Raw genomic sequence first — 25,946 nt, 5'->3', positions numbered from 1 at the left:
CCCCGCCCGACGAGGACGCCGCGGTGGGGTCGAGTCGCATCATGGCGGGTCGAGCTCGGCCCGCGGATCGCCGCGGGCGATCCGTCACGCCGCGCCCCCGTACTTCACGTCATACGTCAGGAGGACCACGCCGTTCGCGTACGCCTTCGATTCCAGGAGGGCCAGGGCGACCTTCCTGGTGCTGCCGCCGAAGAGCCGGACTCCATGGCCGAGGAGGATGGGATTCAGCTTGACGACGAGCCGGTCGACGAGCCCGTGGTCCAGGAGGAAGCCGGCGAAGGCGCCGCCCCCGCAGAGATAGATGTCCGTGCCGTCGCGCTCCCTGAGCCGCTCCAGCGCCGCGAGCTCGTCGCGATCGACGACGTGGACCTCCGCGCCCTCGTCGAAGCGCAGGGTCTTCGAGAAGATGTAGTGGTCCATGTGCGCGTAGGCGCGCTTCCCCGGGACGAGGCCGTGATCATAGCCCCACTCGTACGTCTTTCTCCCCATCAGCACGGTGTCGTAGCCCTTGAGGCGCTCGACGTAGTCCGCGGCGTGCTCACCTTCCATCAGGAAGCCGTCGACCGAGCCGTCCTCGTGCGAGATGAAATGGTCGAGCGAAACCGCGACGTCATACACAATCTTTCTCATACGAATCCTCCTTCAAAACCTGCCCTGTTCGCGCCCGGATCACATGGCGACGGCGAGCCGGACCGACCGCGCCGCGAGCACTCCGGCCCGGCGCTCCGGCGGCCTCGGGAGACGTCCCTTCAGCGCGCCGCCGTCGTCGCCCCCGCTGCTCGTCACGGCCTGCGCGCCGGGAGCCGATCGTCCACGATCGCGCGCGGCGCACGCAGCGACAGGCGCGGTGCACGCGGTGGACGGCTCACCTCGAACGGCCGAGTGACGGAGCGACGGAGTCAGCGAGGGGTGGTCATGAGCGACGCGGGTGAGGCGTCGCCGGCGACCGTAGCATGGGTCGGCGCGCTCGCCTACCGGCTCGGTCGGTTGCCCTGCTCATGACGCGCTGGTAGCGTCGTCGCCATCCGAGGAGAAGACATCATGCAGAGCGACGTGAATCGGTGCTGGCGCCTGGCCTCTCGCCCCGTCGGAATGCTCAAGGACAGCGATTTCACGTTCGGCGAGGAGCCCGTCCCCGAGCCGAAGGCGGATGGCGAGATCCTCGTCCGCACGCTGTACCTGTCGGTCGATCCCACACAGCGGATCTGGCTCGACCGCGACTCGTACATGCCGGCGGTCCCGATCGGCGATGTCGTCCGCGCCTTCGGTATCGGCAAGGTCGTGCGCTCGAACAGCCCTGGGTTTGCCCCGGGCGACCTCGTCCAGGGCCTGCTCGGCTGGCAGGACTACGCGGTGCTGGCGTCCGGCAAGGCCGCCCTGGTCCCGGCGACGAAGCTGCCGCCCGGCACCTCGCCCGAGCTCGCGCTCAGCGTCTTCGGCGTGACCGGCCTGACTGCCTACTTCGGTCTGCTCGACGTCGGCCGCGTCCAGCAGGGGGAGACGGTGGTCGTCTCGGGCGCGGCGGGCGCGACCGGGATGATGGTGGGTCAGATCGCGAAGCTCAAGGGCTGCCGCGCGATCGGCATCGCGGGCGGCCCGGAGAAGTGCGCGTGGCTGACAGGTGAGCTCGACTTCGACGCCGCGATCGACTACCGGTCCGAGGACGTCGCGGCCCGGCTCCACGAGCTCTGCCCTTCCGCTATCGACGTCTACTTCGACAACGTGGGCGGCGCGATCCTGGACGCCGCGCTCGCCGAGCTCGCGATGCGCGGGCGGGTCGTCCTCTGCGGCGCGATCGGCGACTACAACGCGTCCGAGCTGCCGGCCGGCCCAAGGAACTACCTGAACCTGCTCATCCGGCGCGGCCGGATGGAGGGGTTCATCGTCAGCGATTACTTCAACCGCCTGGGCGAGGCGGTCTCCGATCTCGGCGCCTGGGTGAGCTCGGGCAAGATCAAGAACCGCGTCGACGTCCAGGAAGGCATCGAGAAGGCGCCGGCGACGCTCAACCGCCTGTTCACCAGCGCGAACGTGGGCAAGCAGCTCCTGAAGGTCGCCGATCCGTGAGGCGTCACGCGGCGCTCAGAACTCGGTGCCGATCGTGTACCTGAGCTTCCCCGTCTTCAGCGAGAACACATAGAGCGCCGTCCACGTGGCGTAGAAGACGTCGTTCGCCGACGTCGAGATCCCGAGCGAGACCTGCGACTTCTTGTGGATCTGCACGTCCCAGAGCCGCGTGCCGGTGCCCCCGTCGAAGCAGGCGAGGCGCGTCCCTTCGCCGTGATCCTTCATGTCGTAAGGGACGACCAGCATCCCCCCCTCGTAGGCCGCCTCGTCGACCCCGGAGTCGCTCGTGGTGAGCGGGTCGACGCCGGGCACCACCGTCTTCCAGAGGATCGTCTTCTTGTCCACAGCGGCCACCATGCCGATCCGGCTGCCCTTGCTGCGGTTGCCAAGCAGGAACCTCGGCCCGGGCCCGCTCGCGACGAGCGCGCGGTCCACCGACATTCCCTCGACCTCGTGCGACCTGGGCAGCCCGAGCTCGTCGAAATCGGACCAGCTGACGAGCTGATAGCCGGGCGCCTCGTCCTTGTTCGAGCTCGGGGCCACCTTGCACGCCGCGTCCTTCGCGAGCGCGCGCTTCGCCCCGCTCGCCGGATCCAGCCCGTGCTTCGCGTCGTCGACCGTCTCGACGACGATCACGCCGCTCCCCTGGCACACCCGCCGCGCCTTCTCCCCGAGCGGCACCGACCATGACGGCGTCCCGGTGCGCAGATCGTAGGCCTGCGCCTTGCCCAGCGCGTCGACCGAGATCACCCGATCGAGGACCACCGCGCGCCGCGCCTCGTGCGTCGTCGCGTCCTTGGCGAGGGCCGCCGTCCTCCAGATCGGCTTCCCGTCGCGCCCGTCATAGGCCCCGATCCACTCCTCGCCGGCGGGGACGCTGCTCTTGCCGATCACGTCCGGCGCGCCGTCGCCGTTCACGTCGGCGATCATCGGCCGATCGCTGAAGTACGTCCTGGGTCCCACGCCGAGGAGCGGCCGAGCCCCTGCGCTGGATCCCCCCGTCGCGCCCCACGCGACGAAGCCGGCGATCGCGCCGGCCGCGACCATGCCGGCGACGGCCGCCGTCACCGTGACCGCCGCGGCGTTGCTGGGCGGCGGGGCGACCCGGACGACGTGCATTCCCTGCGGGATCGGCGCGGTGGTCGGCCTCCTGCCGCGGTCGATCAGCGAGCGCGCGCCGCAGTACTGGCAGGCGACCGCGTCCATCCCCGGCTGGATCGGCAGCGGGGCGCCGCAGCGGGGGCATCGGGTGTCGACGATCCTTCCCATCGTTCCACTCTACACGAGCTCCGCCGTCTACTTCCTCTCTCGCGCGCTCCCGCGCGCCCCGGGGACGGCGCCGCGCTCGCGCGGAGGCTCCTGCGAGCGCGGCTGCTCCAGCAGGGCCGCGCGCGTGATCCCTTTTCCCCCAAAGCGCTCGGCCACGTCCGCCACGACGCCTTCCAGGCGCCGGCGGCGCTCGGAGGCGACCGGGAACAGGCTCAGGGTCGGGCTCTCGGTCTGGCGGGTCAGGTCGCCCGCCGCGATGCCGACGAGCCGCACCGGCCGCGAGAGGTCGAAGCGCGAGAGGAGCCCCTTCGCGCAGGCGTAGATCGAGTCGGTGTCCGCGACCGGCTCGCCCAGCTTCGTCTGGCGGGTCCGCAGCGTGAAGTCCGAGTACTTGAGCTTCACCGCCACCGCGCGGCAGGAGAGGCCCGCCTTGAGCAGGCGCCGCGCCACGCGGGCCGAGAGCTCGAGCAGCCAGCGCTCGATCGGCGCCCTGCCGAGCAGGTCCTCCTCCACCGTCTCCTCCGCGCCGATCGACTCCGCCGCGCGGCCTGGGACGACCTCGCGCTCGTCGATCCCGGCGGCGAGGAGCCGCACGTGCTCACCCCACGCGGGGCCGAGGAGCTCGTGCAGGCGCGGCGCCGGGCAGCGCGCGAGGTCGCCGATGGTCGCGAGCCCCGCGCCGCGGAGGCGCTCGGCCGCGCGCGGGCCCACGCCCCACATGCGCTCGAGCGGCAGCGGCGCGAGGAACGCGGCGACGTCGTCGGGGACGACGACGAGCCCGTCGGGCTTCCGCAGATCGCTCGCGATCTTCGCGGCGAACTTGCACGGCGCGACCCCGGCCGAGGCGGTGAGGCCGATCTCGCCCTGGATGGCGCGCTTGATCCGCGCCGCGATCGCCTCGCCGTCGCCGAAGAGCGAGCGGCTCGCGGTCACGTCGAGGAAGGCCTCGTCGAGCGACAGCCCCTCGACGAGCGGCGTGAAGCGGCGGAAGATCGCGAAGACCTGCGCGCTCACCTCGGCGTAGCGGGCGTGCCGCACCGGCACGACGACCGCCTGCGGGCAGCGGCGGATCGCCTCGGCCATCGGCATGGCCGAGCGGGCGCCGGAGGGGCGCGCCTCGTACGAGGCGGCCGCGACGACGCCGCGCCGCGAGGCCCCGCCCACGAGGACGGGGCGGCCCCGCAGCGACGGGTCGTCGAGCTGCTCGACCGACGCGAAGAACGCGTCCATGTCGATGTGGAGGATCTGGCGCATCGCGGCGGGCGCGATTGCACCCCGGGCTCGCGCCGGGATCAACCGGCCGCGACGCGGCGCGCGGGGCTCACTCGAGCGACTGGAAGAACCGCCAGGCTCGCCCGCCCGCGCCGGACGGCACGGAGTGACCGCCGGGGTGCGTGCAGTACACGAGCGGCGTGCCCTCGTTGCAGCCTTGATACTCGACGCACCCGTTGCCGAAGGCCGCCGACGGCATCGTGGTCGCCTCGCAGCCGTTCCGGCCGCGCCAGAAGTCGCGGGTGGACTGTCCCAGCGCGGGGGTCACGGTCCCGTCGGTGTCGCCCTGCGTTTGAATCACCGCGTGCGCGGCGCTCGCGTCGCCGCACATGGGCTGGGATCCATTGGGGCCCCACCCGGCGACCGGAGCGAGACCGCGGAACTCGGAAGCGCGCTCGCAGCCGAGCGTGTTCGTCATGAAGCCACCCTGGCTGAACCCGACCGCGAAGACGCGCTTCGTATCCACGCAGTAGTTCGACTTGGCATGCTCGAGCATGGCATCGAAGAACGCCAGGTCGGCGTCCAGGCGCGCCCGGTTGGCGCTCGGCGGCGGACCGCCCCAGTTGGAGTCCGCGGTGCCCCACTGCGATTCGGTGCTCGGAGGCGTGGATCGCCCGCTCGCCGGCAGCCCCTGCGGGTAGATGAGCAGCGCCTGGTCGTCGGTCTCCTGGATGAGCTGGAACCCGCTGTTGTCGTGCGCGGCCCACACGTTGTTCATGTTCAGGCCGTGGATACCGAAGACCAGCGACAGCGGCTTGTTCGGGTCGTAGTTCTCCGGCACGTACATCAGGTAATAGCGCGTCACCCCGCCGACCATCAACGTCTGCTGGGTGCGGGGGTCGGGGCGCGTCGCGGGCCTGCCGCAGCCCATCGAGCCGCTGTCGTCAGCGCCCGTCGAGCCGCCGCCGCCGGCCGAGTCGCCGCCCGCGCCGCCCGCGCCGCCCGAGCCGCCCATGCCGCCGGAGCTGCTCGCGCTCTCGGACGTGCTCACGCTCCCGCTCCCGCCGGTACCTCCGCTCGACGTCGAGCTCACGCTGGAGCCGCCGCTGGCGCTCGTGGTGGCGCCAGAAGACACACTACCGCCGGGGTCGACGGGATCCGGGTCCGACGAGCAAGCGGACAGCCCCATCGCCACGCCCGCAGTGAGAAGAACGCTCAGGCTCAATGCACATTGACTCATCGCGACACCACCTCGTAACTGTCGATCGCCGGGGCCCGGGCGATCACGGGACCTGAGAAGGCCCGGCTCCGCCCTCACCGGCAGCGTTCCACGAGGCGCATCCTCAGCGTGAGGTCGTGTATTGTGAACGCTCACATTGGCGATGTCAACGCTCGTCGGCGCGGCCGCGGATACTCTCGATCCCTGGAGGAGACAACGCGGACAGCGCTGCCCCAGCGCGGCGCGTCAAGAGGAGCGGACGTCGGACTGCAATCATGGCCGGACCGTCCAGTGACATTGACAATGTGAACGCTCACAGACAGCGATCTCACTCCATCCTGCTTCACCCTTCAACGATGGTCGAACTCTTCCCCTGCCCGCCGCCGGGGAGCGACACCGCGCACATTGTCAACCTGGTCACGGAGATCGATCCCGAGACAGGCATGCTGCTGCCGGAGTCGACCATCGAGTTGGCCTGCGCCCTTCCGGAATCAGGGGCGAGCTCGGGCGGCGCGGCGCTAGCGGACCGGCGGCTTCAGATCGTCGGGCAGCCGGCTGCCCGGCGGCCGCGGCAGCTCGGGCGGGCGGTCGAGCAGCGAGGGCGGCGTCGCGGCGTCGGACCCGGCATCGGGCGGCGAGGTCGGGCCGGGTGAGCTTGCGTCGGGCCCGGCGCCCGTGCTCGAGCCCTGCAAGGGCGAGAGCGTTTCGTTGGAGCAAGCGCAGAGCGCGCAGGCGGCGATCAGGGGGAGCCACGCTCGCATGGTCTGACTCCTCGGCTCAGTACTTGACCCAGATCTCGGTGCCGGGATGGATCATCGTCAGCACCTCGGTATCCGGCTCCGTCATGATCAGGCTCTGGGTGCTCGGGTTGGGGCTGTACGCCGCCTTCCCCGCCCAGACGATGAGCGCGTCGTTGAAGACCGAGAGATCGTGAACGTGCTCGTTCACCGTGTACTTGTTCCACCCCGGCGCGCGCGGCGGCAGGATCGACAGCGCCGGCGCCGGGAGCGCGGCCGGGGCGCCCGCGTCCGCGCCGTGGCTGCCGTGCTCGGTGGAGGTGTCCACCCACTCGGCGATCGTCTCGGTGCCGTCGGCGGTGCGGCAGGTCTGGACGGTGGGGAAATACAGGGTCTTGAACGGCGTCTCCGGGACCTTGAACCGCAATGTCAGCTTGTAATAGCTGGTGTCCGCCGGGAGCACGTCTGCCAGCGGCTTCGTCCAGACGACCGCCGTGACGTTGCCCTCCGCGTCCTTCTCCAGGGCGGCCTTGCCGAACGTGCTGTCCATCGGCCGCACCGACGTCACCCCCGCCGGGATCTGGACCTTCACCCGGTAGGTGTCCGCGCCGTCGCAGCCGTGGCCCACGCCGAAGCTGGCCTCGTGGGTGGCGCCGGCGAAGGCGGGACCCGACACCGAAATGTGCGCGTGCGCGACCGTCGCCGTGAACAGCGAGCCTGCAACGATCAGGCAGCTCTGCAACGCTCTCTTCATCTCAAGACCTCCACCGAGAAAGTTCGAGCACTCTAGTGAGGCCTCCATCCCCTGGAAATGCGACCTGTTGTCGCAGCGCTCCCCGACAGCGCCGCGCGCGGTGGGCTGCCATGGACGCACCGGAGGGGTGATCGCTCAGGCCGCCTTCAGCCGGTAGCCGACGCCGGGCTCGGTGATCAGCATCTGCGGCCGCGCGGGATCGCGCTCCAGCTTGTGCCGGAGCTGCGCCATGTAGACCCGCAGGTAATGCGTCTGCCCCGCGTACGCGGGGCCCCACACCTCGCCGAGGAGCTGGCGATGCGTCAACACCTTCCCCGCGTGCCGGATCAGCGTCGTGAGCAGCCTGTACTCGATGGGGGTCAAATGGATCTCCTCGCCCCCTCGCAGCACGACCCGGCGCGCGAGGTCGACCTCGACGTCCTGGACCGCGAAGCGGTGGCCCTCCTCCTTCGCTCCGCGCGCCGCGTGGGCGGCGTGGCGCAGCGCCACGCGCAGCCGCGCCAGGAGCTCGCCCGCGCTGAAGGGCTTGGTCAGGTAATCGTCGGCGCCGCCGTCCAGCGCGTCGATCTTGTCCTGCTCCTGACCACGGGCCGACAGCACGATGATCGGGACAGCGCTCCACTCGCGGAGGCGGCGGGTCACCTCCAGGCCGTCCATGTCCGGCAGCGCCAGATCGAGGAGCACGAGATCCGGATTGCGCGTCGTCGCCTGGGCGATCCCCTCGCCGCCCGTCTCCGCCTCCACGAGCCGGTAGCCGCGGGCCGCCAGCATCGCGCGGAGGAAACGCCGCATCTGCGGCTCGTCCTCGATCAGCAGCACGAGGGGGGACGCGTCCGACATCCGTCCGGCCACGCTATCAGGCGCCCGCCGGCGCCGGCAGCTCCAGGGGGGCGACGTCCGGCGGGCGGCCCTCGATGGGCAGCGTCACGCGGAAGATCGCGCCCCCGTCAGGCCGGTTCTCCGCCGTGATCCGCCCGCCGTGCGCGGCCACGATGCCGCGGCAGATCGTGAGGCCGAGGCCGAGGCCCTGGCGGCCGTGGCCGCGCCCCCGGTGGAACTTCTCGAAGATCGCCTCCTCCTCGCCCGGCGATATGCCCGGACCGCGATCCTTGATCTCGAGCATCGCCACGTCTCCCTCGGTGAACCCCCGGATCGCGATCGGGCTGCCGGCCGGCGAGTACCTGAGCGCGTTCTCGAGGAGGTTGATGAGCACCTGCTCGATCAGCACCCCATCCATCGGCACGAGCCCCGTCGCCCGGCCGAGCTCGATCGAGACCTGCCGTCCCTCGAGGTGCTCCTCGACCCGGTTCAGCGCAGCCCCGACGACCTCCTCGAGCGGCAGCCACTCCTTCTTGACCGCGAGCGCCCCGGATTCCAGCCGCGTCATGTCGAGCAGGTTGCGGACGAGGCGCTCCAGCCGCTGCGCTTCCTCCAGCACCGTCTGGGTCAGCTCGCGCCGGGCGGACGGGTCGAGCGCCGGCCCATCGTCGCCGTCGTCGAGCAGCGCGCCGGCGGCGCCCGTGATCGTGGCGAGCGGCGTGCGCAGATCGTGCGAGACGGAGCTCAGGAGAGCGTTGCGGAGCTCCTCCGCCTGCGCGTGGAGCTGGGCTTGCTGGGCTTGCTTCGCGAGGAGCGCGCGCTCCAGCGCGAGCGCCGTCTGCGTGGCGAAGGCGCCGAGCAGCTCGCGCCGGCCCAGGTCGAGGAACGACGATGTCGAGCGCGGGCGGACGCTGAGGACGCCGATCGGCCCGGAGGAGCCCTGGAGCGGCAGGTGCATCGCGGCCGCGCTCGGGAGGGTGTCGGTCCCGGCGCCCGCGGCTCGGCCGCGCGCATAGGTCCACTCCGCGACCGCCCGCTCCTGCTCGCTCCCGGCCAGATCGTCGGCCGTGCCCGCCCGGACGGCGAGCCGCCCGTCGGGGCCGGGCAGGAGGACGGCGGCGTCCGCCTCGAACACGTCGCGCACGTGGCGCGCGGCCGCCAGGCTGAGCTTGTCGATACCGCGCAGGGCGGTCAGCTCCCTGCTCATCGCGTAGAGCGCCGCGGTGCGCTGCTCGCGCTCGCCGGCGCTCTCGCCCTGGCGACGGATGCGCGCGGTGAGGCTGGCGATGACGAGACCCACCCCGAGCATGATGGCGAACGTGAGGAGGTACCGGAGATCGCCGACCGCGAGGGTCAGGTAGGGCCTTACGAAGAAGAAATCGAAGGCGGCGACGCCCAGCACCGACGCGAGCACCGAGGGCCCGGCGCCGAAGCGGGCCGCGACGAAGACGACCCCGACCAGGTACACCATGATGAGGTTCGCCAGGTCGGAGAACGGGTGCATGAGCCACGAGACGAGCGTGCAGAGCACCACCACGCACCCGCTCAAGGCGTACGCCGCCGGCCTGGCCGGGCGCCGCTCCGGCAGCCCGGGCTCCGGCTTCTGAGCCTCCGCCGTCCCCTGGATGACGTGGACGTCGATGTCGCCGCTCTGGCGCACGAGATCGTCGAGCAGCGAGCCGTAGACGAAGTCCTTCCATCGGGGGTGGGTCGGCTTGCCGACGACGATCTTGCAGACGTTGTGGCGCCTCGCGTACCGCAGGACCTCCGCGGCGACCTCCGCGCCGTGAAGATGGACCGTGCTGGCGCCGAGGCGCTCGGCGAGCGCGAGGTTCCGGTCGACCCGCTCGCGATCGGCCTGGGAGAGCCGCGCCTGGGCGGGCGTCTGCACGTAGACCGCGTGCCACTCCGCCTTCAGGCCGCCGGCCATCCGCCGCGTCGCCCGGATCAGCCGCGCCGACATGGGGCTCGGGCCCACGCAGACGACGATCCGCTCGGCGACGGCCCACGTCTTCTGGATCCCGTGGGCGCGCATGTAGCCGCGCATCTGGCCGTCGACGCGCTCGGCGGTGCGCCGGAGGGCGAGCTCGCGCAGGGCGATGAGGTTGCCCTTGCGGAAGAAGCTGCTCGCCGCCCGCTCGATCTGCTCCGAGAGGTAGACCTTGCCCTCGCGCAGCCGCTCGAGGAGGTCGTCCGGGGGCAGGTCGATGATCTCGATCTCGTCGGCGCGCTCGATCATCGAGTCGGGCACCGTCTCCCGGACCACGACGCCGGTCACCTGCGCCACCACGTCGTTCAGGCTCTCGATGTGCTGGACGTTGACGGTGGTGTAGACGTCGATCCCGGCCTCCAGGAGGTCCAGGACGTCCTGCCAGCGCTTCGGGTGCCTGAGCCCCGGCGCGTTCGTGTGCGCCAGCTCGTCGACGACGAGGAGCTTCGGACGGCGCTTCAGCGCGGCCTCGAGGTCGAAGTCCCGCAGCGTTCTGCCGCGGTGATCGACCTCGATCGCCGGCAGGCGCGGCAGCCGCGGGGGCTCCTCGAGGAGCGCCTCGGTCTCGGCGCGCCCGTGCGTCTCGACCCACCCGACGACGAGGTCGACGCCCTCGTCGCGGAGCGATCGCGCCGCCCTGAGCATCGCGTACGTCTTGCCGACCCCGGGCGCGGCGCCGAAGAAGATCTTGAGCTTGCCCTTCTGCTCGCGCTCCTCCTCCTCGCGTGCCGCGGCGAGCAGCGCCTCGGGATCCGGCCGGTCGTCGCCTGCGTCCACCACCGCGCGCGGCCTCCTCAGCGGGCGCCGTCGAGGGCGAGGTTCAGGAGGAGCACGTTCACGTGTGGCTCGCCGAGGAGCCCGAGCAGCCGCCCCTCGGTGTGCCGCGCGACGAGCCGGCGCACCTCGTCCTCGGGGAGGCCGCGCGCGCGCGCGACGCGCCGCACCTGGTACGCCGCCGCCGCGGGGCTGATGTGCGGATCGAGGCCGCTGCCGGAGGCGGTCACGAGGTCGACCGGCACCGGCGCGGCGCTCCCCGGATCCGCGGCGCGGAGCGCGTCGATCCTCGCCTTGACCGCCCCGGCCAGGGCGGGGTTCGTGGGCCCGAGGTGGCTCCCGGCGGAGGCCTGCCCGGCGTAGGGCACGGGGCTCGTCGCCGAGGGGCGCCCCCAGAAGTAGCGGGGATCGTCGAACGGCTGGCCGAGCAGGCTCGACCCGACCACGTGGCCGTCCTTCCGCACGAGGCTGCCGTTCGCCTGGTGGGGGAACGCGGCCTGGGCGATCGCGGTCGAGAGCAGCGGGTAGACGAACCCCGTGACGCCGGTGAGGGCGAGGAGCAGGACGAGGGCGGGTCGCAGGTGGGCGAGCATGGCGTTCTTTCCCTGGGTGATCAGGCGAGGCCGAGGGCGGAGAGGAGGAGATCGATGAGCTTGATCCCCACGAACGGCGCGAGGAGCCCGCCGAGGCCGTAGACGAGCAGGTTCCTGCGGAGCATGCGCTCCGCGCCGACGGACCGGTATCGGATGCCCCGGAGCGCGAGCGGGATCAGCGCCACGATGACGAGCGCGTTGAAGATCACGGCCGAGAGCACCGCGCGGCGCGGGGTGGAGAGCCCCATCACGTTGAGCCGCCCGAGCGCGGGGTACGTCGAGACGAAGGCCGCCGGGATGATGGCGAAGTACTTGGCCACGTCGTTCGCCAGGCTGAAGGTCGTCAGCGCGCCCCGCGTCATCAGGAGCTGCTTGCCGATCTCGACGATCTCGATGAGCTTGGTCGGGTTCGAGTCGAGATCCACCATGTTCCCGGCCTCCTTCGCGGCCTGGGTGCCCGTGTTCATGGCGACCGCGACGTCCGCCTGCGCCAGCGCGGGGGCGTCGTTCGTCCCGTCGCCGGTCATGGCGACGAGCCGCCCGCCCGCCTGGTACTCGCGGATCAGCGAGAGCTTGGCCTCGGGCGTGGCCTGCGCGAGGAAGTCGTCGACGCCGGCCTCGGCGGCGATGGCCGCGGCCGTGAGCGGGTTGTCGCCCGTGATCATCACGGTCTTGATCCCCATGCGCCGGAGGTCGCCGAAGCGCTCCCGGATGCCGCCCTTCACGATGTCCTTGAGGTGGATGACGCCGAGCACCGCGCCGCCCTCGGCGACCACGAGCGGCGTGCCGCCCTTCCGGGAGATGGCCTCGCTCACCGCGCGCACCGCGGCCGGGACCGCGCCACCCTTTTCCTTGACGTAGGCCTCGATCGCCTCGACGGCGCCCTTCCGGATCTCGCGCGCGCCGTGGTCGACGCCGCTCATCCGGATCTGCGCGGAGAAGGGGACGAAGCGGGCCCCGAGGGCCCCGAGGTCGCGCTCGCGCAGGCCGTGCTTCTCCTTCGCGAGCACGACGACGCTGCGCCCCTCGGGGGTCTCGTCGGCCAGCGACGCGAGCTGCGCGGCGTCGGCGAGCGCCCTCGCCTCGACGCCGTCCGCCGGGATGAGCTCCGTCGCCTGCCGGTTGCCGAGCGTGATCGTGCCGGTCTTGTCGAGCAGCAGCACGTCGACGTCGCCGGCGGCCTCGACGGCGCGGCCCGACGTGGCGATGACGTTCGCCTGGATCATCCGGTCCATGCCGGCGATGCCGATCGCCGAGAGCAGCCCGCCGATCGTGGTCGGGATCAGGCACACGAGCAGCGCCGTGAGCACGGTGATGCTGATCGGGGTCCCCTGCCCCGCCGCCCGGACGCCGTGGATCGAGTACGGCAGCAGCGTCGCGGTCGCGAGGAGGAACACGATGGTGAGCGCGGCGAGGAGGATGTCGAGCGCGATCTCGTTCGGCGTCTTCTTCCGCTTCGCCCCCTCCACCATCGCGATCATCCGGTCGAGGAACGCCTCGCCGGGGTTGGCCGAGACGCGGACGATGAGCCAGTCGGACAGGACGCGCGTCCCGCCGGTGACGGCGCTCCTGTCGCCGCCGCTCTCCCGCACGACGGGGGCGCTCTCGCCGGTGACGGCGCTCTCGTCGACCGACGCGACGCCGACGACGACGTCGCCGTCGCCCGGGATGATCGCGCCTGCCTCCACCAGCACGAGGTCCCCCTTCCGGAGGCTCGACGCGGACACCGTGGTCCGCGCCGCGTCGCGCTCGGGGGAGGCGAGCTTCACGGCCTCGACGTCGCGCCGCGCCTTGCGCAGCGTGTCCGCCTGCGCCTTGCCGCGCCCCTCGGCCACGGCCTCCGCGAAGCTCGCGAAGAGCACGGTGAACCAGAGCCAGAGGGAGATGGCGAGGATGAATCCGGGCGGCTCCTCGCCCTCGCCGAGCAGCGCGTGCACGGACAGGGCCGTGGTGAGGGCGCTCCCGGCGAGGACCACGAACATCACCGGGTTGCGCACCTGATGGCGCGGGTCGAGCTTGCGGAACGCGGCGGCGATCGCCGGCCTGAGGATCGCCGGGTCGAGGAGCGGCCTCGCCGCGGTCTTCTTCCCCTCGACGTCGCGGGACGGGTGGCGCGGCCTCGGCGGCGGCGACAGCGCGGGGGGCGGAGCGGCCGCGCCGCGCCTTTCGATCGCCTCGGCGGCGGCGCGGAGGTTCACGGTCATCGCGTCATCTCCAGGTGCTCGACGATGGGCCCGAGCGCGAGCGCGGGGACGAACGTGAGCGCGCCGACGAGCAGCACGGTGCCGGTCAGGAGCGCGACGAAGAGCGGCGTGTGCGTGGGCAGCGTGCCCGGGCCGGCCGGGACGAGCTTCTTTCGCGCGAGCGAGCCCGCGAGCGCGAGCACGGGGACGATCACCGCGTAGCGGCCGATGAGCATCGCGACGCCGATGGCGGTGTTGTAGAACGGGCTGTTCGCGCCGAGGCCGCCGAAGGCGCTGCCGTTGTTGTTCGCGCCGGAGGAGAACGCGTAGAGCACCTCGCTGAACCCGTGCGGTCCCGGGTTGAAGATGCCCTTCTGCCCTGCCTCGGTCATCACGGCGACGGCGGTGCCGGCGAGGACCGTGATCGCCGGGAAGAGCACGACCAGGGACGCCATCTTCATCTCGAACGCCTCGACCTTCTTGCCGAGGTACTCCGGCGTGCGCCCCACCATCAGGCCGGCCACGAAGACGGCGATGACGACGAACATCAGCATGCCGTAGAGGCCGGAGCCGACGCCGCCGAAGGCGACCTCGCCGAGCTGCATGAGCCAGAGGGGCACGAGCCCGCCGAGGGGCGTGAAGGAGTCGTGCATCGCGTTGACCGAGCCGTTCGAGGCCGCCGTGGTGGCCGTCGCCCAGAGGGCGGAGCTCGTGATGCCGAAGCGCGCCTCCTTGCCTTCCATGTTGCCGCCGGCCTGGAGCGCGCTCGCCGCCTGATCGACGCCCAGGCCGGAGAGCGCGGGGTTGCCCGCCTGCTCCCAGGCGACGCAGGGGACGAGGAGGACCACGAAGATGGCCGTCATCGCGGCGAGCACGGCCCAGCCCTGGCGCCTGTCGCCCACCATCCGGCCGAACGTGTGGCACAGGGCGGCGGGGATGAGCAGTATCGCGAGCATCTCGAGGAAGCTCGAGAGGGCGGTCGGGTTCTCGAAGGGGTGCGCCGAGTTCGCGCCGAAGAACCCGCCGCCGTTGGTCCCGAGCTGCTTGATCGCGATCTGCGAGGCCGCGGGTCCCATCGGGATCACCTGCTGGGCGACCACGTTGCCGCTCGGGTCCTTGACGACCTGGAGCAGCGACGCGCTCTGGTACGCGCCGAAGCCCTGGACGACCCCCTGGGACACGAGGAGGACGGCGAGCACGAGGGAGAGCGGCAGGAGGATGTAGAGGGTGCTCCGGACGAGATCGACCCAGAAGCTCCCGACGGTGTCCGCGGTCTTCCGCGTGATCCCGCGGATCAGCGCCACGAGCACGGCCATGCCGGTGGCGGCGGACACGAAGTTCTGCACCCCGAGCCCAACCATCTGCGTCAGGTAGCTGAGCGTCGACTCGCCGCCGTACGCCTGCCAGTTCGTGTTGGAGGCGAAGCTCGCGGCGGTGTTGAACGCGAGACCGGGCGGGACAGCGGCCATGCCCTCGGGGTTCAGCGGGAGGACGCCCTGGAGCCGCTGGAGGGCATAGAGGACGAGGAGCCCGGCCAGGTTGAACGCGAGCACCGCGAAGGCGTACTCCTGCCAGCGCATCTCCTGATCCGCCCGCACGCCCGCGGCGCGGTAGATGAGCCGCTCGACCGGCCCCAGGACTCTGGTCATGAGGCCACGCTCGCCCTGGTAGACCCGCGCCATGGTTGTGCCGAGCGGGACGGAGAGGCCGAGGAGGACGGCCACGTAGAGCGCTACCTGAAGCGCGCCGCTGGCGGTCATGACAGGCTCTCCGGCCTGAGGAGGGCGAAGATCAGGTAAACCAGGAGACCCAGCGCGATGGCGCCCGAGATCCAGGTGAACGCGGTCATGGCGCTCAGACCCTTTCACAGAGCTCAATGAGCCCTGCAAACAGAGAGAAACAGAGGACCGTCAGTCCCAGGTAGATCACGTCCATGGCGACCTCACCGGGCGCTCTAACGCCCGTGCCGACCGAGCGGGGAAGAGGGTAGTCCCCCTCAGGTCAAGAGGCTGTCAATCCAGAGCGGTGCGGCGTCAAGAAAGCATCAAGGCCGGTCATGGGGTCGGGCGATTCGAACGATCCCCGGCCCGCGCCTACCTCTACCTGTGCCGTCGCGGCCGTAACCAGTCTCTGAGCAGGCAGGGCACGAGGAGCGCGGCGAGCGCGGCCAGCGTGGTCCCGCCGCCGAACGTCTCGCCGCGCGCGACCGCCCCGATCGTCGTGAGCATGCAGGTGAGCCAGGTGAGCAGGAAGACGGGGGCGAGATCCGCGTCAGTCCGGGGGTCGTCCTCCGGGATCCGAGGGTGGTCCTCTGCTGGCACCCTGAAGGGAGCGGCGTCCACGGATCTGCTCGGCGACTTCATGGCGGCGGTCTGCGGATGGCGGTCGATCGGCGATACCGGCAAAAGATAACCCTCGCCGCGTCAAGATCGCCTCAGGGCGTGCCGTCCAGGCGTCAAGATCGCGTATCCCGACGCCCAGGCCCCCTCGACCGCGCCGCGGGGCCGCAGCTTCCGGCCAGCGCACGATCATGGCGCGGGCAACCGACGCGCGCGGCCGCACACAGCCGATGCAGCGCGACCGGGATCGGCGGGACGGGATGATCAGCCATGTGCTGCCGATTACCCGCCGCCGTGGGGCCCCGGGATCACCGGCCCGGGCGCGAGCAGGCGGCTGCCCTCCATCAGCCAGATGGCCATCTGGTTCGTTCCGTCGGCCTGCCACATCGCGTCCGCCATGCTGTCGAAGTTGGCGTCGCCGGCGGTGCGCACGGACCAGCCTTCGCCGAGCGGCCCCGGGATCACCGGCCCCGGCGCGAGCAGCCGGCTGCCATCCATCAGCCAGATGGCCATGAGGCCCTGCTCGGCGTGCGTCCAGAGCACGTCCGCCTCGCCGTCGCCGCTGAAGTCGTTCGCCGTGACAACGATCCAGCCATCGCCGATCGGCCCCGGGATCACCGGCCCGGGCGCGAGAAGCTGGCTTCCCTCCATCAACCAGACGGCCATCAGGTTCTGCTCCGGGTTGTTCCAGACGACATCCCCCATGCCGTCGAAGTTGGTGTCCCCCACCGCGACCGCCTTCCAGCCGTCGCCGGGCGGCCCCGGGATGAACGGCCCCGGCGCGAGGAGCTGGCTCCCCTCCATCAACCAGACGGCCATCAGGTTCTGTTCCGGGTTGTTCCAGACGACATCGACCATGTTGTCGCGATTGAGGTCGAACAGGTTCTGGACGGCGACCCAGCCGTCGCCGATCGGCCCCGGGATGAGCGGGCCCGGCGCGAGCAGCCGGCTGCCAGCCATGAGCCAGATCGACATCAGGTTCAGCTCGGGGCTGTTCCAGAGCACGTCCGCCATGCCGTCATGGTTGAAGTCGGCCGCAGAGGCGGCCACCCAGCCCTCGCCGACCGGCCCGGGGATCACCGGCCCCGGCGCGAGGAGCCGGCTGCCGTCCATCAGCCACACCGCCGCCAGGTTGTGCTCCGCGTGGTTCCAGAGCACATCGGCCATGCCGTCAAAGTTGAAGTCGGCCCCCTGCATGACCTTCCATCCGGCCCCGTTCGCGCGCGGAACCACGGCGCCGAGCGACGTCGCCGGGAGCTCCAGCGCGAGCCCTCCTCGCTCTCGCAGCTCGGCGTCCGCCGCGCAGCCCGAGGGCGCGACGCACCCCACGGCGACGGCACACAGACCCTTCAGCACCTCCACGAGCCTCCTCCTCTGCACGTCTCCTGCACCTGGCGCAGGCGCCGCGGTCACTCGCCGTCGAGGGGCCCCGGGATCACCGGCCCGGGCGCGAGCAGCTCGCTCCCCTCCATCAGCCACACCGCCATCTCGCTCGTCTCGCCCCTTTGCCAGACCACGTCCGCCATGCCGTCGAAGCTCAGATCGCCGGCGGTGCGCGCCACCCAGCCATCGCCGAGCGGCCCCGGGATGAACGGCCCGGGCGCCAGCAGGCGGGTCCCCTCCATCAGCCACACCGCCATCAGGTTCTGCTCCGCGTTGTTCCAGAGCACGTCGGCCATGCCATCGCCGTTGAAGTCGGCGCCCCAGGCGATCGCCCAGCCGTCGCCGATCGGCCCCGGGATGGGCGGCCCCGGCGCCAGCAGGCGAGTTCCCTCCATCAGCCACACCGCCATCAGGTTCTGCTCCGCATGGCGCCAGACCGCGTCCGACATGCCGTCGGCGTTGAAGTCGCCCACGGCGGCGACGTCCCAGCCGTCGCCGATCGGCCCCGGGATGAACGGCCCCGGCGCCAGCAGGCGGGTCCCCTCCATCAACCACACCGCCATCACCCCCTGTTCGCCGTTGCTCCAGAGCACGTCGGCCATGTTGTCGGCGTTGTAGTCGATCGCCCTGGCGAACCAGCCGCCGCCGCCCGGCGCGGGGAGGATCGGCCCGGGCGCCAGCAGGTGGGTTCCCTCCATCAACCACACCGCCATCGCGCCCTGCTCTTCGTGACGCCAGAGCACATCCGCCATGCCGTCGAAGTTGAAGTCGCTCGTCTTGGCGAACCAGCGACCGCCGGGCGGCCCCGGGATGAACGGCCCGGGCGCGAGCAGGCGGGTCCCCTCCATCAACCACACGGCCACAAGACCTCGCTCGGCGTCGTTCCAGAGCACATCGGCCATGCCGTCAGCGTTGAAGTCGAGCGCCTGGGTGATCACCCATCGTGGCTCGCCGAGCCGCTGCCCCGCGGCGCCGATCGACGAGGCCGGAGGCTCCATGGGCGGCGCGTCGCGCTGCGGATCGACGTCTTGCGCACAGGCGGCGGCGGTGAGGATCGCGCAGGCCGCGCTCGCGGCCCTCACGACGGTGGCAGGCTGTCTCATGCTGGCCTCGCTCGCGCGTGGTCATGACGTTCGCTCCGGCGGCGCCGAGCCGCGGCCGTGAGCGCGCCGGTCACGCGCGCGGGGAGAGCGGCAAGCGCCAGTCCATCGAATCATCCTTTGCGCCGGATCTCGGCGCGGCGCCCACATGCGAGCTAAACCTGGCATTCCCCGCTTCTTGCATGCCGGTTCATCGAGCAGGCCTCCTGTGCTCACCGAGGGGATCGCTCTCCAGAGATCCGGACGCGCGCGGCGTTTCATGAGCTGGCGTCCGATCCCGGATCGCCGGTGTCCCGAAAGAGAGGCCTCCCAGGAGACCCGGACGCCGCGGGAGACGGTCCTTCCCCCCCGGAGCCCTCGATGCCTGGCAGCTCAGATCAGCGCGGCACGGACGGCAACCCGAGGTTCACCGATGTTTGCACCCGACAGAAAGATCACGCCTGGCATGGCGATGGTTCTCGTTTCATCGCTCAGCTGCGCGGGCCCACGCGAGGCGCCGGGGCTCCCGGACAGCAGCGGTGTGCACACCGAGACCGGCGAGGCGCGCGGCGCCCTGTGTCACGGTCAGATGATCGCGAATGTGTTCGTCCTCCCGGAGACGTACCACTGGGAGGACGCCGCCCACGTGCTCAGCGTGGCGGAGGGGTTCGGCCCGCGGACGCTGGACATCGCCGTATCGGCGAGCGTCCAGCCCTCCGTGAGCCTCACCGGGACCGCCACCGCCACCGTCACACCCGCGGAATCGCAGCCCGCGACGGGCCTGCCGGGACTACCGGGCCTACCGGGACTACCGCCTTTCTTCGGGGCAGGCTTGCCCCCTTTCGGCGGCGCGCCGGGCATGGGCTTCGGCAACGGGCTGCCGGGGACGCCTGGCGCGCCGTTCGCGCCTGGCCCGGGGGGCACGCCGGGCTCCCGCGCGCCGACGGACTGCCTGCCCCCGTGGAGCATGTCCGACGACTGCAGGCCCTCGAACGGACAGCCATCGTGGAGCGGGAGCGCGCCGGGCAACGGCGCGCCGTCGAACGGACAGCCATCGTGGAGCGGGGGCGCGCCGGGCAACGGCGCGCCGTCGGGGAACGCCCCGCTCGTGGGGCCGGGCAACTGCCCGATATCTCTCTCGGATATCTCGTCGGCGGTCGGGTTCAGCGTGAGCGAGACCATCACGCTTCAAGCCAGCTCGACCTACTTCGTGCCCACGGCAGCTTATGCGCGGATCTCGGCTTATCCGGTGTTCCAGAAGATCACCTGGGACATCGTCAGTCTCGGCGGCTGGGCCTGGGGAGTCGGCCCGGCGGGGGGCGTCGTCGTGGGCTCCGGCTTCGTGCTCAAGCCGATCGGTGTTTATTTTGCGACGTACCGCGCCTATGACCTGGCCGCGATGGGAGGGGGCGTGGTCAGCCCAGGCCCCATCCTGGACCCCCCGGGCGCGGGCGGCGGTCCTGGCGCGGGCGGCGACGATGGCGCGGGCGGCGACGATGGCGAGGGCGGCGACGCTGGCGCGGGCGGTGACGCTGGCGCGGGCGGCGCCGGCGGCGACCCTGGCGCGGGCAGCGGCCCTGGCGCGGGCAGCGGCCCGGGCATCGGCAACCAGGGCACCGGCGGCGCTGGAGCCAGCGGCGGAGGCTGGTGGATCCCCGGAACGGGCGGCGCCGGCGGCTCGGGCGGACCGTGAGGCCGCGCCGCCCGCAGCTCGGCGCGCCGCGTCGGCCGGCGAGCATCGCGGGCCTGCCGCCCCTCGGGCGCCCGGATCAAGGGGTGACGAGATCGAGCGCAGGGAGGGACTCGCACACGGTCTGGCTCAGGACGCTGACGTCGGCGCCGCGCACGGCGAGGGCCACGCAGCGCGCGTGGGCGTAACGGCCTGGCCCCAGGCTTCGCCCGATCGTGACCTTGTATCGCGCTGTGTACCCGCGCCCGGGGAGCGGCATGGCTTCCTCGATCTTCACCACATCCATGCGGTACCGCCAGCCCACGAACTCCACGATGCGCTGGAGGCGATCGAAGCCGAAGAGCGGCGCGTCTCCGAACACGATCCCCCCCGGATCCAGGAGGTAGTCGTGCTGCTCGTTGTTGTCCCAGTACTCGCGCCCGGCGACGATGTACTGGATCGCGAACCGCGCCGGCTCCTGGTATCCGGCAGGATAGATGATCCCGGAGAAGACCCACCGCTCGGGAGAGCCCCAGGGCGGCGCGGAGTCATATCGCGCCGGGACGACGCGCCAGTTGCCGCCCGCGTCCCGGTAATGGACGAGCACCTTCTTCTCGGGGGCGATGTTGTCGACGAGCACCACGCCGGAGATCTCCGACATGGCAGGATCGCCGACGCGCTTGCGCGTCGCATGTTCAAGACGCACGACGTCGTTCGTACGTGTCATGGCCTTTCCGCGCAGCACCAGGCGGGCCGGCTGGTAGGTGGGCACCGCCAACACAAGGACCAGCCCGTCCGCGCTGCATGCTCCGAGGAGCGGCCGGCGCTCCATGCGCAGATAGGCTTCGTCGCGACGGGTCAGCTCACGGAGTACAAGCCGCCCGGCGAGGGCGCCCGCTGAGGGCCGCCCGCCGGGATCCTCCGCCGACCGCGCCTCAGCGCGCCGACCGCGCGACCTCGTCGGCCGCGCGCGCCCGCTCCTCCGCCGCCTGCGCCAGCGGCCCCGTCAGGAGCGCCTGCGCCTCGCGGAACCGCGCGGCCACGTCGGACCAGTAGCTCGCGTCCGCGCCCTGGGGCGCCGCGATCTGCTTGATCAGCGCCGCGTCGTACGCCGCGATGCCCGCGTGGGGCGACGCCGGCTTCACGCGGGCCACCCAGTCGAGCGCCGCGAGGTCGCCCAGGCCGAGCCCCGCGAGCGGCGCCCGCCGCATCATCAGCGCCGCGTCCTCGGGGCCGTTGCGCAGGCCGAGCGCGAGCGCGAGCAGCATCGTCGCCTCGGGCGGGCGCGGCGTCCCCTCGGGCCACGCCGTGAGCAGCGCGGTCGCCTGATCGAAGTCCACGGCCCGCCAGTACAGCCGGCCGAGCTCGATCCGCGCCCGCGCATAGAGCAGCCGCGCCTCGGGCGAGAGCTCGGCCGTACGCAGCGCCGCGCGGTGCTGCAGCGGGACGCCCCGGCCGAGCAGCGCGCGCAGGGTCTCCGGCCGCGCCGCCGCGTCGGCCGGGAGCAGGCGGCCGGCGTAGTACGTCGGCAGGCGGGCCGCGAGCCGCTCGACGGCCGTCGACGGCGTCGCCGCCGGGGGCGGCGGCAGCTCCAGCGCGTCCAGCGCGTCGACGCGCCGGCCGCCGTAGAGGCGGGAGAGCATCGCGCGCGCGCCGTCGACGCGGGCGTCGCGGAGCGCGCCGACCGACGAGAGCTCGCGCAGGCCGACGAGCGCGGCGTCGCGGCCGCGCGTCTTCCAGGGCTCCAGGAGCTGGTCGAGCTCGCCGTAGTAGACGTTGCTGAGCTCCGCGTCCTTCCGCATGGCGTCGGGCAGCGGCGCCGACCGGACCGCCTCGACGAGCCGCATGTCGGCGCGCCCGGACTCCACGGCGACGATGCCCTTCGCGTAGAACGGCAGCGCGACCCCGAGCCGCCCGAGGTCCTCGATCGCGCGGGCCTGATCGGTGACCCACGTGAAGAGCGGCCCCTTGGTGAACGCGACGACGCGCTGGGCGTCGTACGGCGGCCGGAGCGCGGGCGGCTCGGTCGCCGTGCGCGCGAGCCGGGCGGAGAGCGTGAGGCCGAGCAGCACCTGGTAGAGGTCGCCCTTGAGCGTCGCCGGCGGCGCCTCGAGGAACGGCGCGGCGATCGCGTCGCCGCAGGCGACGGGCGCGAGCTCGGCCCGGAGGGCGCGCGCGAGGCCCGCCTCGAGGCCGGCGCACGTCTCGACGCCCGCGAGCCGCGCGTCGCGCTTCGCGGGGTCGTCCTCGGCGAGCGCGGCGTCGAGCGCGTCGAGGGCGCCCTGCGCGTCGCCGCAGGCGCGCGCGGGCGCGGCGGGGGCGCGCCGCGCGAACGCCTCGCAGGCGGCCGGCGGGGCGGGCACCCCGGCCGGCGTCGGGGGGACCAGCGCGGACTTCGGGTCGAAGGGCGCCTGCTTGAGGAGCGGCAGCCACTCGTCCTTGAGCGTCCCGTGGACGGCGAACGCCTCGTTCTCGGGGAGCGGAGGCGGCGGCGGGGTCGCCGCGCGGCCGTCGCCCTGCGGGACGGGCGCTTGCGCCGCGGGCGGAGGAGCTGCAGCGCAGGCCGCGAGGGAGAGCCCCATCGCGGCGGCGAGGGCGGTGAAGACGGAGCGGGGGATCGAGCGCATCAGGTTTCCTTGGACACGGGCGGCCCGCGAAGGTTTCGCCGAAGACCGGCGGGCGGCCGTCGGGACCCGAGCCGGGCGGTCGTGGATACCACCGGAGAGCCGGGCGCGGGGGGACGGCGCTCGTGAGGGGCCGAGGGGAAGCCGCGATCCAGAATCGGCAAAATTTTACATCGATGTTCAGCTCACGACCTGGGGCACCGTGTGCCGACGGGTGGCTGGCTGCGGCATCGGGTATCTTCCGGCACATGCAGTCTGTCCCGACGAACGCCGCACCCGAGGCCGAGCGACCTCGGCCCGGCCACGAGGAGAGCGACCAGCACGTCATCCTCCACGGGATGACGTGGAAGGATTACGAGATCCTCCTCGCCGTGCGGGGAGACCGGGCTGGTGTACGCATGTACTACCTGAACGGAGCGATCGAGCTGATGAGCCCGGCCCGCGATCACGAAAGGGTCAAAACGACCATCGCGCGGCTCCTGGAGGCCTATTGCGATGAGCGCGGCGTCGAGCTCAGCGGGTACGGTGCGTGGACGCTCCGCAATGCTCTGAGGGAGCGCGGTGCCGAGCCCGACGAATGCTACATCGTCGGCGACACGAACAAGGAGATTCCGGATCTGGCGATCGAGGTCGCCTGGACGCACGGCGGCTTCGACAAGCTGGAGATCTACAGGGGCCTCGGCGTCGCCGAGGTCTGGATGTGGGATCGCGAGGAGGGACTCGGCATCTTCGCGCTCTCGGGCGACCGGTACGAGCTCCGGGCGCGAAGCACGCTCCTTCCCGAGCTGGACCCTGCGTGGCTCGCCAGCTTCCTCGATCAGCCGACGCAGAGCCAGGCGGTCCGCGCGCTGCGAGCAGCCCTGCGCTGAGCCCGCGCCGGTGCGCGACTCACAGCCTGCCGGCGATGTCGTCGCAGGTAGAGTCCTCCACGTCCCGGCAATTGGTGACGTCCCAGGGCGTCCAGAAGCATTGATTGGCAACGTTGCCCTCGCACGCTTCCTGCACGGACGAAGAGACCTCCAGATCGCAGAGCTGATGCCGGGACGAGGCCTCCCAGGGCGGATCGGTGTCACACAGCCCGTCGTCGCGAAGGCAGTGCCTCTCGCGGGTCTGCACCAGTCCGGTGCCGTCGCCGAGGACAATGACGAGCGTCTCTGTTTCATCGATGAACGGGCCGGGGGCGTCGAGCGACGTGATGACGCCCGTGCCACCGCCGAGCACGAGCCTGGCCGCACACTCGGTCGCAGCCAGCGGTTCCACGCCGAGATGCCGCACCATCAGATCGCAGCTCGGCTCGAGGTCGCAAGCAAACAGGTCCACCGCGGTCTCGGGCGCGGGCGCGCCGCCGCCTGGTGTGCCGGAGGAGGTGGACTCCTCGGCCTCTGTGCCAGGGTCCGTGTTGCTACCTGAATCCTCGATCGTTGCCGAACACGCGGTGACGAGCGAAACCTGCGCAACGACAAGAAGTACCGCGCCTCGGACGCGTTGCTCTGCTCTCATGATCGTGACCTTTCGAAGGATCGAAAGAACTCCGTACGTGGACATGGGCACAACAAGAGCAAGCAGCGCGCCAGACGCACGCTCCGCGTTCAGCGCGTCGCGGTGACTCGGTGCGTGCGCGAGATCCGCCGCGGCCGCCCATCCAACGATGCGCAGCGGCAGCGGCGGTCGACGGAGCAGGGTGAGCCTCCGGCGCCTCCCGCCGCGCAGATCGGCTCACCGTGGCTCATCGTGACACACACGAACCGATCTCGACGAGAGCGGACAGGTCCGCCGGTCCAGCGCAGGGCTGTCCTGACCTCGGCCCAGGATGAGCCATCCTGCTCTCGTCCTTCCGTGACAGCCACGCGCCGTGGGACCGCGACGTCACCTTCGGAGCGCGGCGCGCGAGACCGGAGCCTGATGCGCGAGGCCCGCGCGCCTCAGTACCACTCTCCGCCGAGCCCGATGGTGAACGTGAACGTCGTGGCCTCGGGCATGAACACCGGGTGGAGCTCCGCGGCGAGGGCGAAGCCGCTGCGCCGCGGGCCGTCGCCGGACAGGCCGCCGAGGATGAGGCCGCCGCGCGCGTGCGCCCCGAAATACCAGCCCGAGGTGCTGGCGCAGCCCGCGTCCGACTCGATGCCCGCGTACTCCGCGGAGCAGCTCGCGACGGCCACGTAGTCCATCGAGGGGCCTGCCCCGAAATCGAGGACGTGGAACAGGGTGAGGCTCGCGAGGAGCGAGTTGTAATCGATGAATCCCGCGTCGAAGCCCGCGCTGTTGGACGTGCTCTCGGGCGTGAGCGTCAGCATCGGGGTGTTCTGGTAGTAGAGCCCGAGCGTGTGGTTGATCTGGAGGCCGACCCTGCCGGTCCACGCGAAGACACCGCCGGTCCCCGTCGGCGACTTGATGATCCCGCCGCCCAGCGTGCTGCCATACCGGAGCCGGACGCCGTCCCGCTCCTCGTCCTCGTCCTCGGGCTTCTCCCGCTCCTGCGCAGGCTCGACCGGCGCAGACGACGCCTCGGGGTCGACCGTCGTCTCCACCGGGCCCCCGATCGGCGGCGGCGCATCGCTCCGCGGCGCCGGCTGGGTCCGGGAAGGAGGCGGCGAGGACGGCGCGCCCGGCGAAGGCCGCGCCGGCGACGCCGGCGGCGCGGGCGCGTAGGGCGGCGCAGGCGACACCGGCGGCGGCGCCGGCGCGTACGGCTGCGCGGGCCGGTACGGCTGCGCCGGCGCGTGGGGCGGCGCAGGCGACACCGGCGGCGCGGGCGCAGCGGGCGGCAGCGGCGGCGGCGCGGGCGCCGGAGGCACGGGCGTGGGCGCCGGCGCCGGCGCGGGCGGCACCGGCGTGGGCGGCGGCGCGGGCGACACGGGCGGCGGCAACGGCGCGGGCGAGGGCGCCGGCGCGGGCGGCACGGGCGGCGGCAACGGCGCGGGCGAGGGCGCCGGCGCGGGCGGCACGGGCGGCGGCAACGGCGCGGGCGAGGGAGGTGGCGCAGGCGGCACAGGCGGCTGCGCCGAGGCCGATGGGATCGGCCCGGAGGGCGGAGGCGGAAGGGGCGCGTCGTCCTGCGCAAGGCCGGTCGCCGGGATCGCAAGGGGAACGGTGATCGCCGCCAGCGCGGCAAGCCAACGAACGATGGTCATCCGGTTTTCCTCGGCGCGCTCGTCGCGGCCGTCAAGCGCGCGGAGGTGCGAGCTGTCAGCCACGGTGCGACGATAGCAGAGGATCCGCCCGCGAGCCGAGGAAC

Annotated in this window: 22 protein-coding genes; 3 read left to right on the top strand and 19 right to left on the bottom strand. The window is 72.1% G+C overall.

What is annotated here, in order from left to right; all coding sequences use genetic code 11:
- Positions 1 to 84: 84 nt before the first annotated feature.
- The gene (locus tag WME96_RS07485) at positions 85 to 630 is read right to left on the bottom strand and encodes a dihydrofolate reductase family protein (protein ID WP_437289477.1); all 546 of its coding nucleotides are present in this window, start codon (positions 628 to 630) and stop codon (positions 85 to 87) included.
- 411 nt (positions 631 to 1,041) lie between these two features.
- On the opposite strand from WME96_RS07485, the gene WME96_RS07480 reads away from it, so the two are divergent.
- Complete coding sequence (locus WME96_RS07480; RefSeq protein WP_437289476.1) at positions 1,042 to 2,067, top strand: NADP-dependent oxidoreductase; 1,026 nt, start codon at positions 1,042 to 1,044, stop codon at positions 2,065 to 2,067.
- Between the two features lie 15 nt (positions 2,068 to 2,082).
- Here the strand turns inward: WME96_RS07480 and WME96_RS07475 are convergent, their stop codons facing one another.
- The 14 genes from WME96_RS07475 to WME96_RS07410 all read right to left on the bottom strand — a co-directional run bounded on the left by WME96_RS07475 (position 2,083) and on the right by WME96_RS07410 (position 18,442).
- Positions 2,083 to 3,336, bottom strand: coding sequence for an outer membrane protein assembly factor BamB family protein (locus WME96_RS07475; protein ID WP_437289475.1), 1,254 nt, complete (start codon positions 3,334 to 3,336; stop codon positions 2,083 to 2,085).
- A gap of 27 nt (positions 3,337 to 3,363) precedes the next feature.
- The gene (dinB, locus tag WME96_RS07470) at positions 3,364 to 4,590 is read right to left on the bottom strand and encodes a DNA polymerase IV (RefSeq protein ID WP_437289474.1); all 1,227 of its coding nucleotides are present in this window, start codon (positions 4,588 to 4,590) and stop codon (positions 3,364 to 3,366) included.
- Between the two features lie 67 nt (positions 4,591 to 4,657).
- Complete coding sequence (locus tag WME96_RS07465; RefSeq protein ID WP_437289473.1) at positions 4,658 to 5,599, bottom strand: alpha/beta hydrolase family esterase; 942 nt, start codon at positions 5,597 to 5,599, stop codon at positions 4,658 to 4,660.
- 686 nt (positions 5,600 to 6,285) lie between these two features.
- The gene (locus WME96_RS07460; RefSeq protein ID WP_437289472.1) at positions 6,286 to 6,528 is read right to left on the bottom strand and encodes a hypothetical protein; all 243 of its coding nucleotides are present in this window, start codon (positions 6,526 to 6,528) and stop codon (positions 6,286 to 6,288) included.
- 16 nt (positions 6,529 to 6,544) lie between these two features.
- Positions 6,545 to 7,258, bottom strand: coding sequence for a DUF1775 domain-containing protein (locus WME96_RS07455; RefSeq protein WP_437289471.1), 714 nt, complete (start codon positions 7,256 to 7,258; stop codon positions 6,545 to 6,547).
- Between the two features lie 135 nt (positions 7,259 to 7,393).
- Entirely contained in the window at positions 7,394 to 8,098 is a 705-nt protein-coding gene (locus tag WME96_RS07450) for a response regulator (protein WP_061616861.1), read from the bottom strand.
- A gap of 16 nt (positions 8,099 to 8,114) precedes the next feature.
- Complete coding sequence (locus tag WME96_RS07445; RefSeq protein ID WP_437289470.1) at positions 8,115 to 10,847, bottom strand: DUF4118 domain-containing protein; 2,733 nt, start codon at positions 10,845 to 10,847, stop codon at positions 8,115 to 8,117.
- Between the two features lie 14 nt (positions 10,848 to 10,861).
- Complete coding sequence (kdpC, locus tag WME96_RS07440; RefSeq protein ID WP_437289469.1) at positions 10,862 to 11,434, bottom strand: potassium-transporting ATPase subunit KdpC; 573 nt, start codon at positions 11,432 to 11,434, stop codon at positions 10,862 to 10,864.
- A gap of 20 nt (positions 11,435 to 11,454) precedes the next feature.
- Positions 11,455 to 13,638: a potassium-transporting ATPase subunit KdpB gene (gene kdpB / locus WME96_RS07435; protein WP_437289468.1), complete on the bottom strand. Its 2,184-nt coding sequence runs from the start codon at positions 13,636 to 13,638 to the stop codon at positions 11,455 to 11,457.
- Entirely contained in the window at positions 13,635 to 15,377 is a 1,743-nt protein-coding gene (gene kdpA / locus WME96_RS07430; protein ID WP_437289467.1) for a potassium-transporting ATPase subunit KdpA, read from the bottom strand. The genes kdpB and kdpA overlap by 4 nt, the downstream gene beginning before the upstream one ends.
- Entirely contained in the window at positions 15,374 to 15,466 is a 93-nt protein-coding gene (kdpF, locus tag WME96_RS07425) for a K(+)-transporting ATPase subunit F (protein ID WP_063826956.1), read from the bottom strand. The genes kdpA and kdpF overlap by 4 nt, the downstream gene beginning before the upstream one ends.
- Before the next feature lie 250 nt (positions 15,467 to 15,716).
- Positions 15,717 to 15,959, bottom strand: a complete 243-nt coding sequence (locus WME96_RS07420; RefSeq protein ID WP_437289466.1) for a hypothetical protein — start codon at positions 15,957 to 15,959, stop codon at positions 15,717 to 15,719.
- Between the two features lie 279 nt (positions 15,960 to 16,238).
- Positions 16,239 to 17,336, bottom strand: coding sequence for an FG-GAP repeat domain-containing protein (locus tag WME96_RS07415; RefSeq protein WP_437289465.1), 1,098 nt, complete (start codon positions 17,334 to 17,336; stop codon positions 16,239 to 16,241).
- A gap of 29 nt (positions 17,337 to 17,365) precedes the next feature.
- Entirely contained in the window at positions 17,366 to 18,442 is a 1,077-nt protein-coding gene (locus WME96_RS07410; protein WP_437289464.1) for an FG-GAP repeat domain-containing protein, read from the bottom strand.
- Positions 18,443 to 18,884: 442 nt separating this feature from the next.
- On the opposite strand from WME96_RS07410, the gene WME96_RS07405 reads away from it, so the two are divergent.
- Entirely contained in the window at positions 18,885 to 20,111 is a 1,227-nt protein-coding gene (locus tag WME96_RS07405) for a hypothetical protein (RefSeq protein ID WP_437289463.1), read from the top strand.
- 76 nt (positions 20,112 to 20,187) lie between these two features.
- On the opposite strand, the gene WME96_RS07400 is transcribed toward WME96_RS07405, so the two are convergent.
- Together WME96_RS07400 and WME96_RS07395 are read right to left on the bottom strand one after the other, a co-directional pair.
- Positions 20,188 to 20,814, bottom strand: coding sequence for a hypothetical protein (locus tag WME96_RS07400; RefSeq protein ID WP_437289462.1), 627 nt, complete (start codon positions 20,812 to 20,814; stop codon positions 20,188 to 20,190).
- A gap of 208 nt (positions 20,815 to 21,022) precedes the next feature.
- Entirely contained in the window at positions 21,023 to 22,714 is a 1,692-nt protein-coding gene (locus tag WME96_RS07395; protein ID WP_437289461.1) for a hypothetical protein, read from the bottom strand.
- Positions 22,715 to 22,959: 245 nt separating this feature from the next.
- Between WME96_RS07395 and WME96_RS07390 the strand changes: the two genes are divergently transcribed.
- Positions 22,960 to 23,580, top strand: coding sequence for a Uma2 family endonuclease (locus WME96_RS07390; RefSeq protein ID WP_437289460.1), 621 nt, complete (start codon positions 22,960 to 22,962; stop codon positions 23,578 to 23,580).
- A 19-nt stretch (positions 23,581 to 23,599) separates the two neighbouring features.
- On the opposite strand, the gene WME96_RS07385 is transcribed toward WME96_RS07390, so the two are convergent.
- Together WME96_RS07385 and WME96_RS07380 are read right to left on the bottom strand one after the other, a co-directional pair.
- Entirely contained in the window at positions 23,600 to 24,211 is a 612-nt protein-coding gene (locus WME96_RS07385) for a hypothetical protein (RefSeq protein WP_437289459.1), read from the bottom strand.
- 422 nt (positions 24,212 to 24,633) lie between these two features.
- Positions 24,634 to 25,842, bottom strand: coding sequence for a hypothetical protein (locus WME96_RS07380; protein ID WP_437289458.1), 1,209 nt, complete (start codon positions 25,840 to 25,842; stop codon positions 24,634 to 24,636).
- Between the last annotated feature and the right edge of the window lie 104 nt (positions 25,843 to 25,946).

Source organism: Sorangium sp. So ce406 (assembly GCF_051474675.1).
Lineage (GTDB): Bacteria > Myxococcota_A > Polyangia > Polyangiales > Polyangiaceae > Sorangium > Sorangium cellulosum_G.
The sequence above is the reverse complement of the archived record's forward strand: the minus strand, read 5'-3'. Positions and strand labels throughout refer to the sequence as shown.

Bases quoted from the DNA above. Each gene is read 5' to 3' on its own strand.
- WME96_RS07485 (WP_437289477.1), bottom strand. From the start codon at position 630: ATGAGAAAGATTGTGTATGACGTCGCGGTTTCGCTCGACCATTTCATC.
- WME96_RS07480 (WP_437289476.1), top strand. From the start codon at position 1,042: ATGCAGAGCGACGTGAATCGGTGCTGGCGCCTGGCCTCTCGCCCCGTC.
- WME96_RS07475 (WP_437289475.1), bottom strand. From the start codon at position 3,336: ATGGGAAGGATCGTCGACACCCGATGCCCCCGCTGCGGCGCCCCGCTG.
- dinB (WP_437289474.1), bottom strand. From the start codon at position 4,590: ATGCGCCAGATCCTCCACATCGACATGGACGCGTTCTTCGCGTCGGTC.
- WME96_RS07460 (WP_437289472.1), bottom strand. From the start codon at position 6,528: ATGCGAGCGTGGCTCCCCCTGATCGCCGCCTGCGCGCTCTGCGCTTGC.
- WME96_RS07455 (WP_437289471.1), bottom strand. From the start codon at position 7,258: ATGAAGAGAGCGTTGCAGAGCTGCCTGATCGTTGCAGGCTCGCTGTTC.
- WME96_RS07450 (WP_061616861.1), bottom strand. From the start codon at position 8,098: ATGTCGGACGCGTCCCCCCTCGTGCTGCTGATCGAGGACGAGCCGCAG.
- kdpC (WP_437289469.1), bottom strand. From the start codon at position 11,434: ATGCTCGCCCACCTGCGACCCGCCCTCGTCCTGCTCCTCGCCCTCACC.
- kdpB (WP_437289468.1), bottom strand. From the start codon at position 13,638: ATGACCGTGAACCTCCGCGCCGCCGCCGAGGCGATCGAAAGGCGCGGC.
- kdpA (WP_437289467.1), bottom strand. From the start codon at position 15,377: ATGACCGCCAGCGGCGCGCTTCAGGTAGCGCTCTACGTGGCCGTCCTC.
- kdpF (WP_063826956.1), bottom strand. From the start codon at position 15,466: ATGACCGCGTTCACCTGGATCTCGGGCGCCATCGCGCTGGGTCTCCTG.
- WME96_RS07410 (WP_437289464.1), bottom strand. From the start codon at position 18,442: ATGAGACAGCCTGCCACCGTCGTGAGGGCCGCGAGCGCGGCCTGCGCG.
- WME96_RS07405 (WP_437289463.1), top strand. From the start codon at position 18,885: ATGGCGATGGTTCTCGTTTCATCGCTCAGCTGCGCGGGCCCACGCGAG.
- WME96_RS07400 (WP_437289462.1), bottom strand. From the start codon at position 20,814: ATGACACGTACGAACGACGTCGTGCGTCTTGAACATGCGACGCGCAAG.
- WME96_RS07395 (WP_437289461.1), bottom strand. From the start codon at position 22,714: ATGCGCTCGATCCCCCGCTCCGTCTTCACCGCCCTCGCCGCCGCGATG.
- WME96_RS07390 (WP_437289460.1), top strand. From the start codon at position 22,960: ATGCAGTCTGTCCCGACGAACGCCGCACCCGAGGCCGAGCGACCTCGG.
- WME96_RS07385 (WP_437289459.1), bottom strand. From the start codon at position 24,211: ATGAGAGCAGAGCAACGCGTCCGAGGCGCGGTACTTCTTGTCGTTGCG.
- WME96_RS07380 (WP_437289458.1), bottom strand. From the start codon at position 25,842: ATGACCATCGTTCGTTGGCTTGCCGCGCTGGCGGCGATCACCGTTCCC.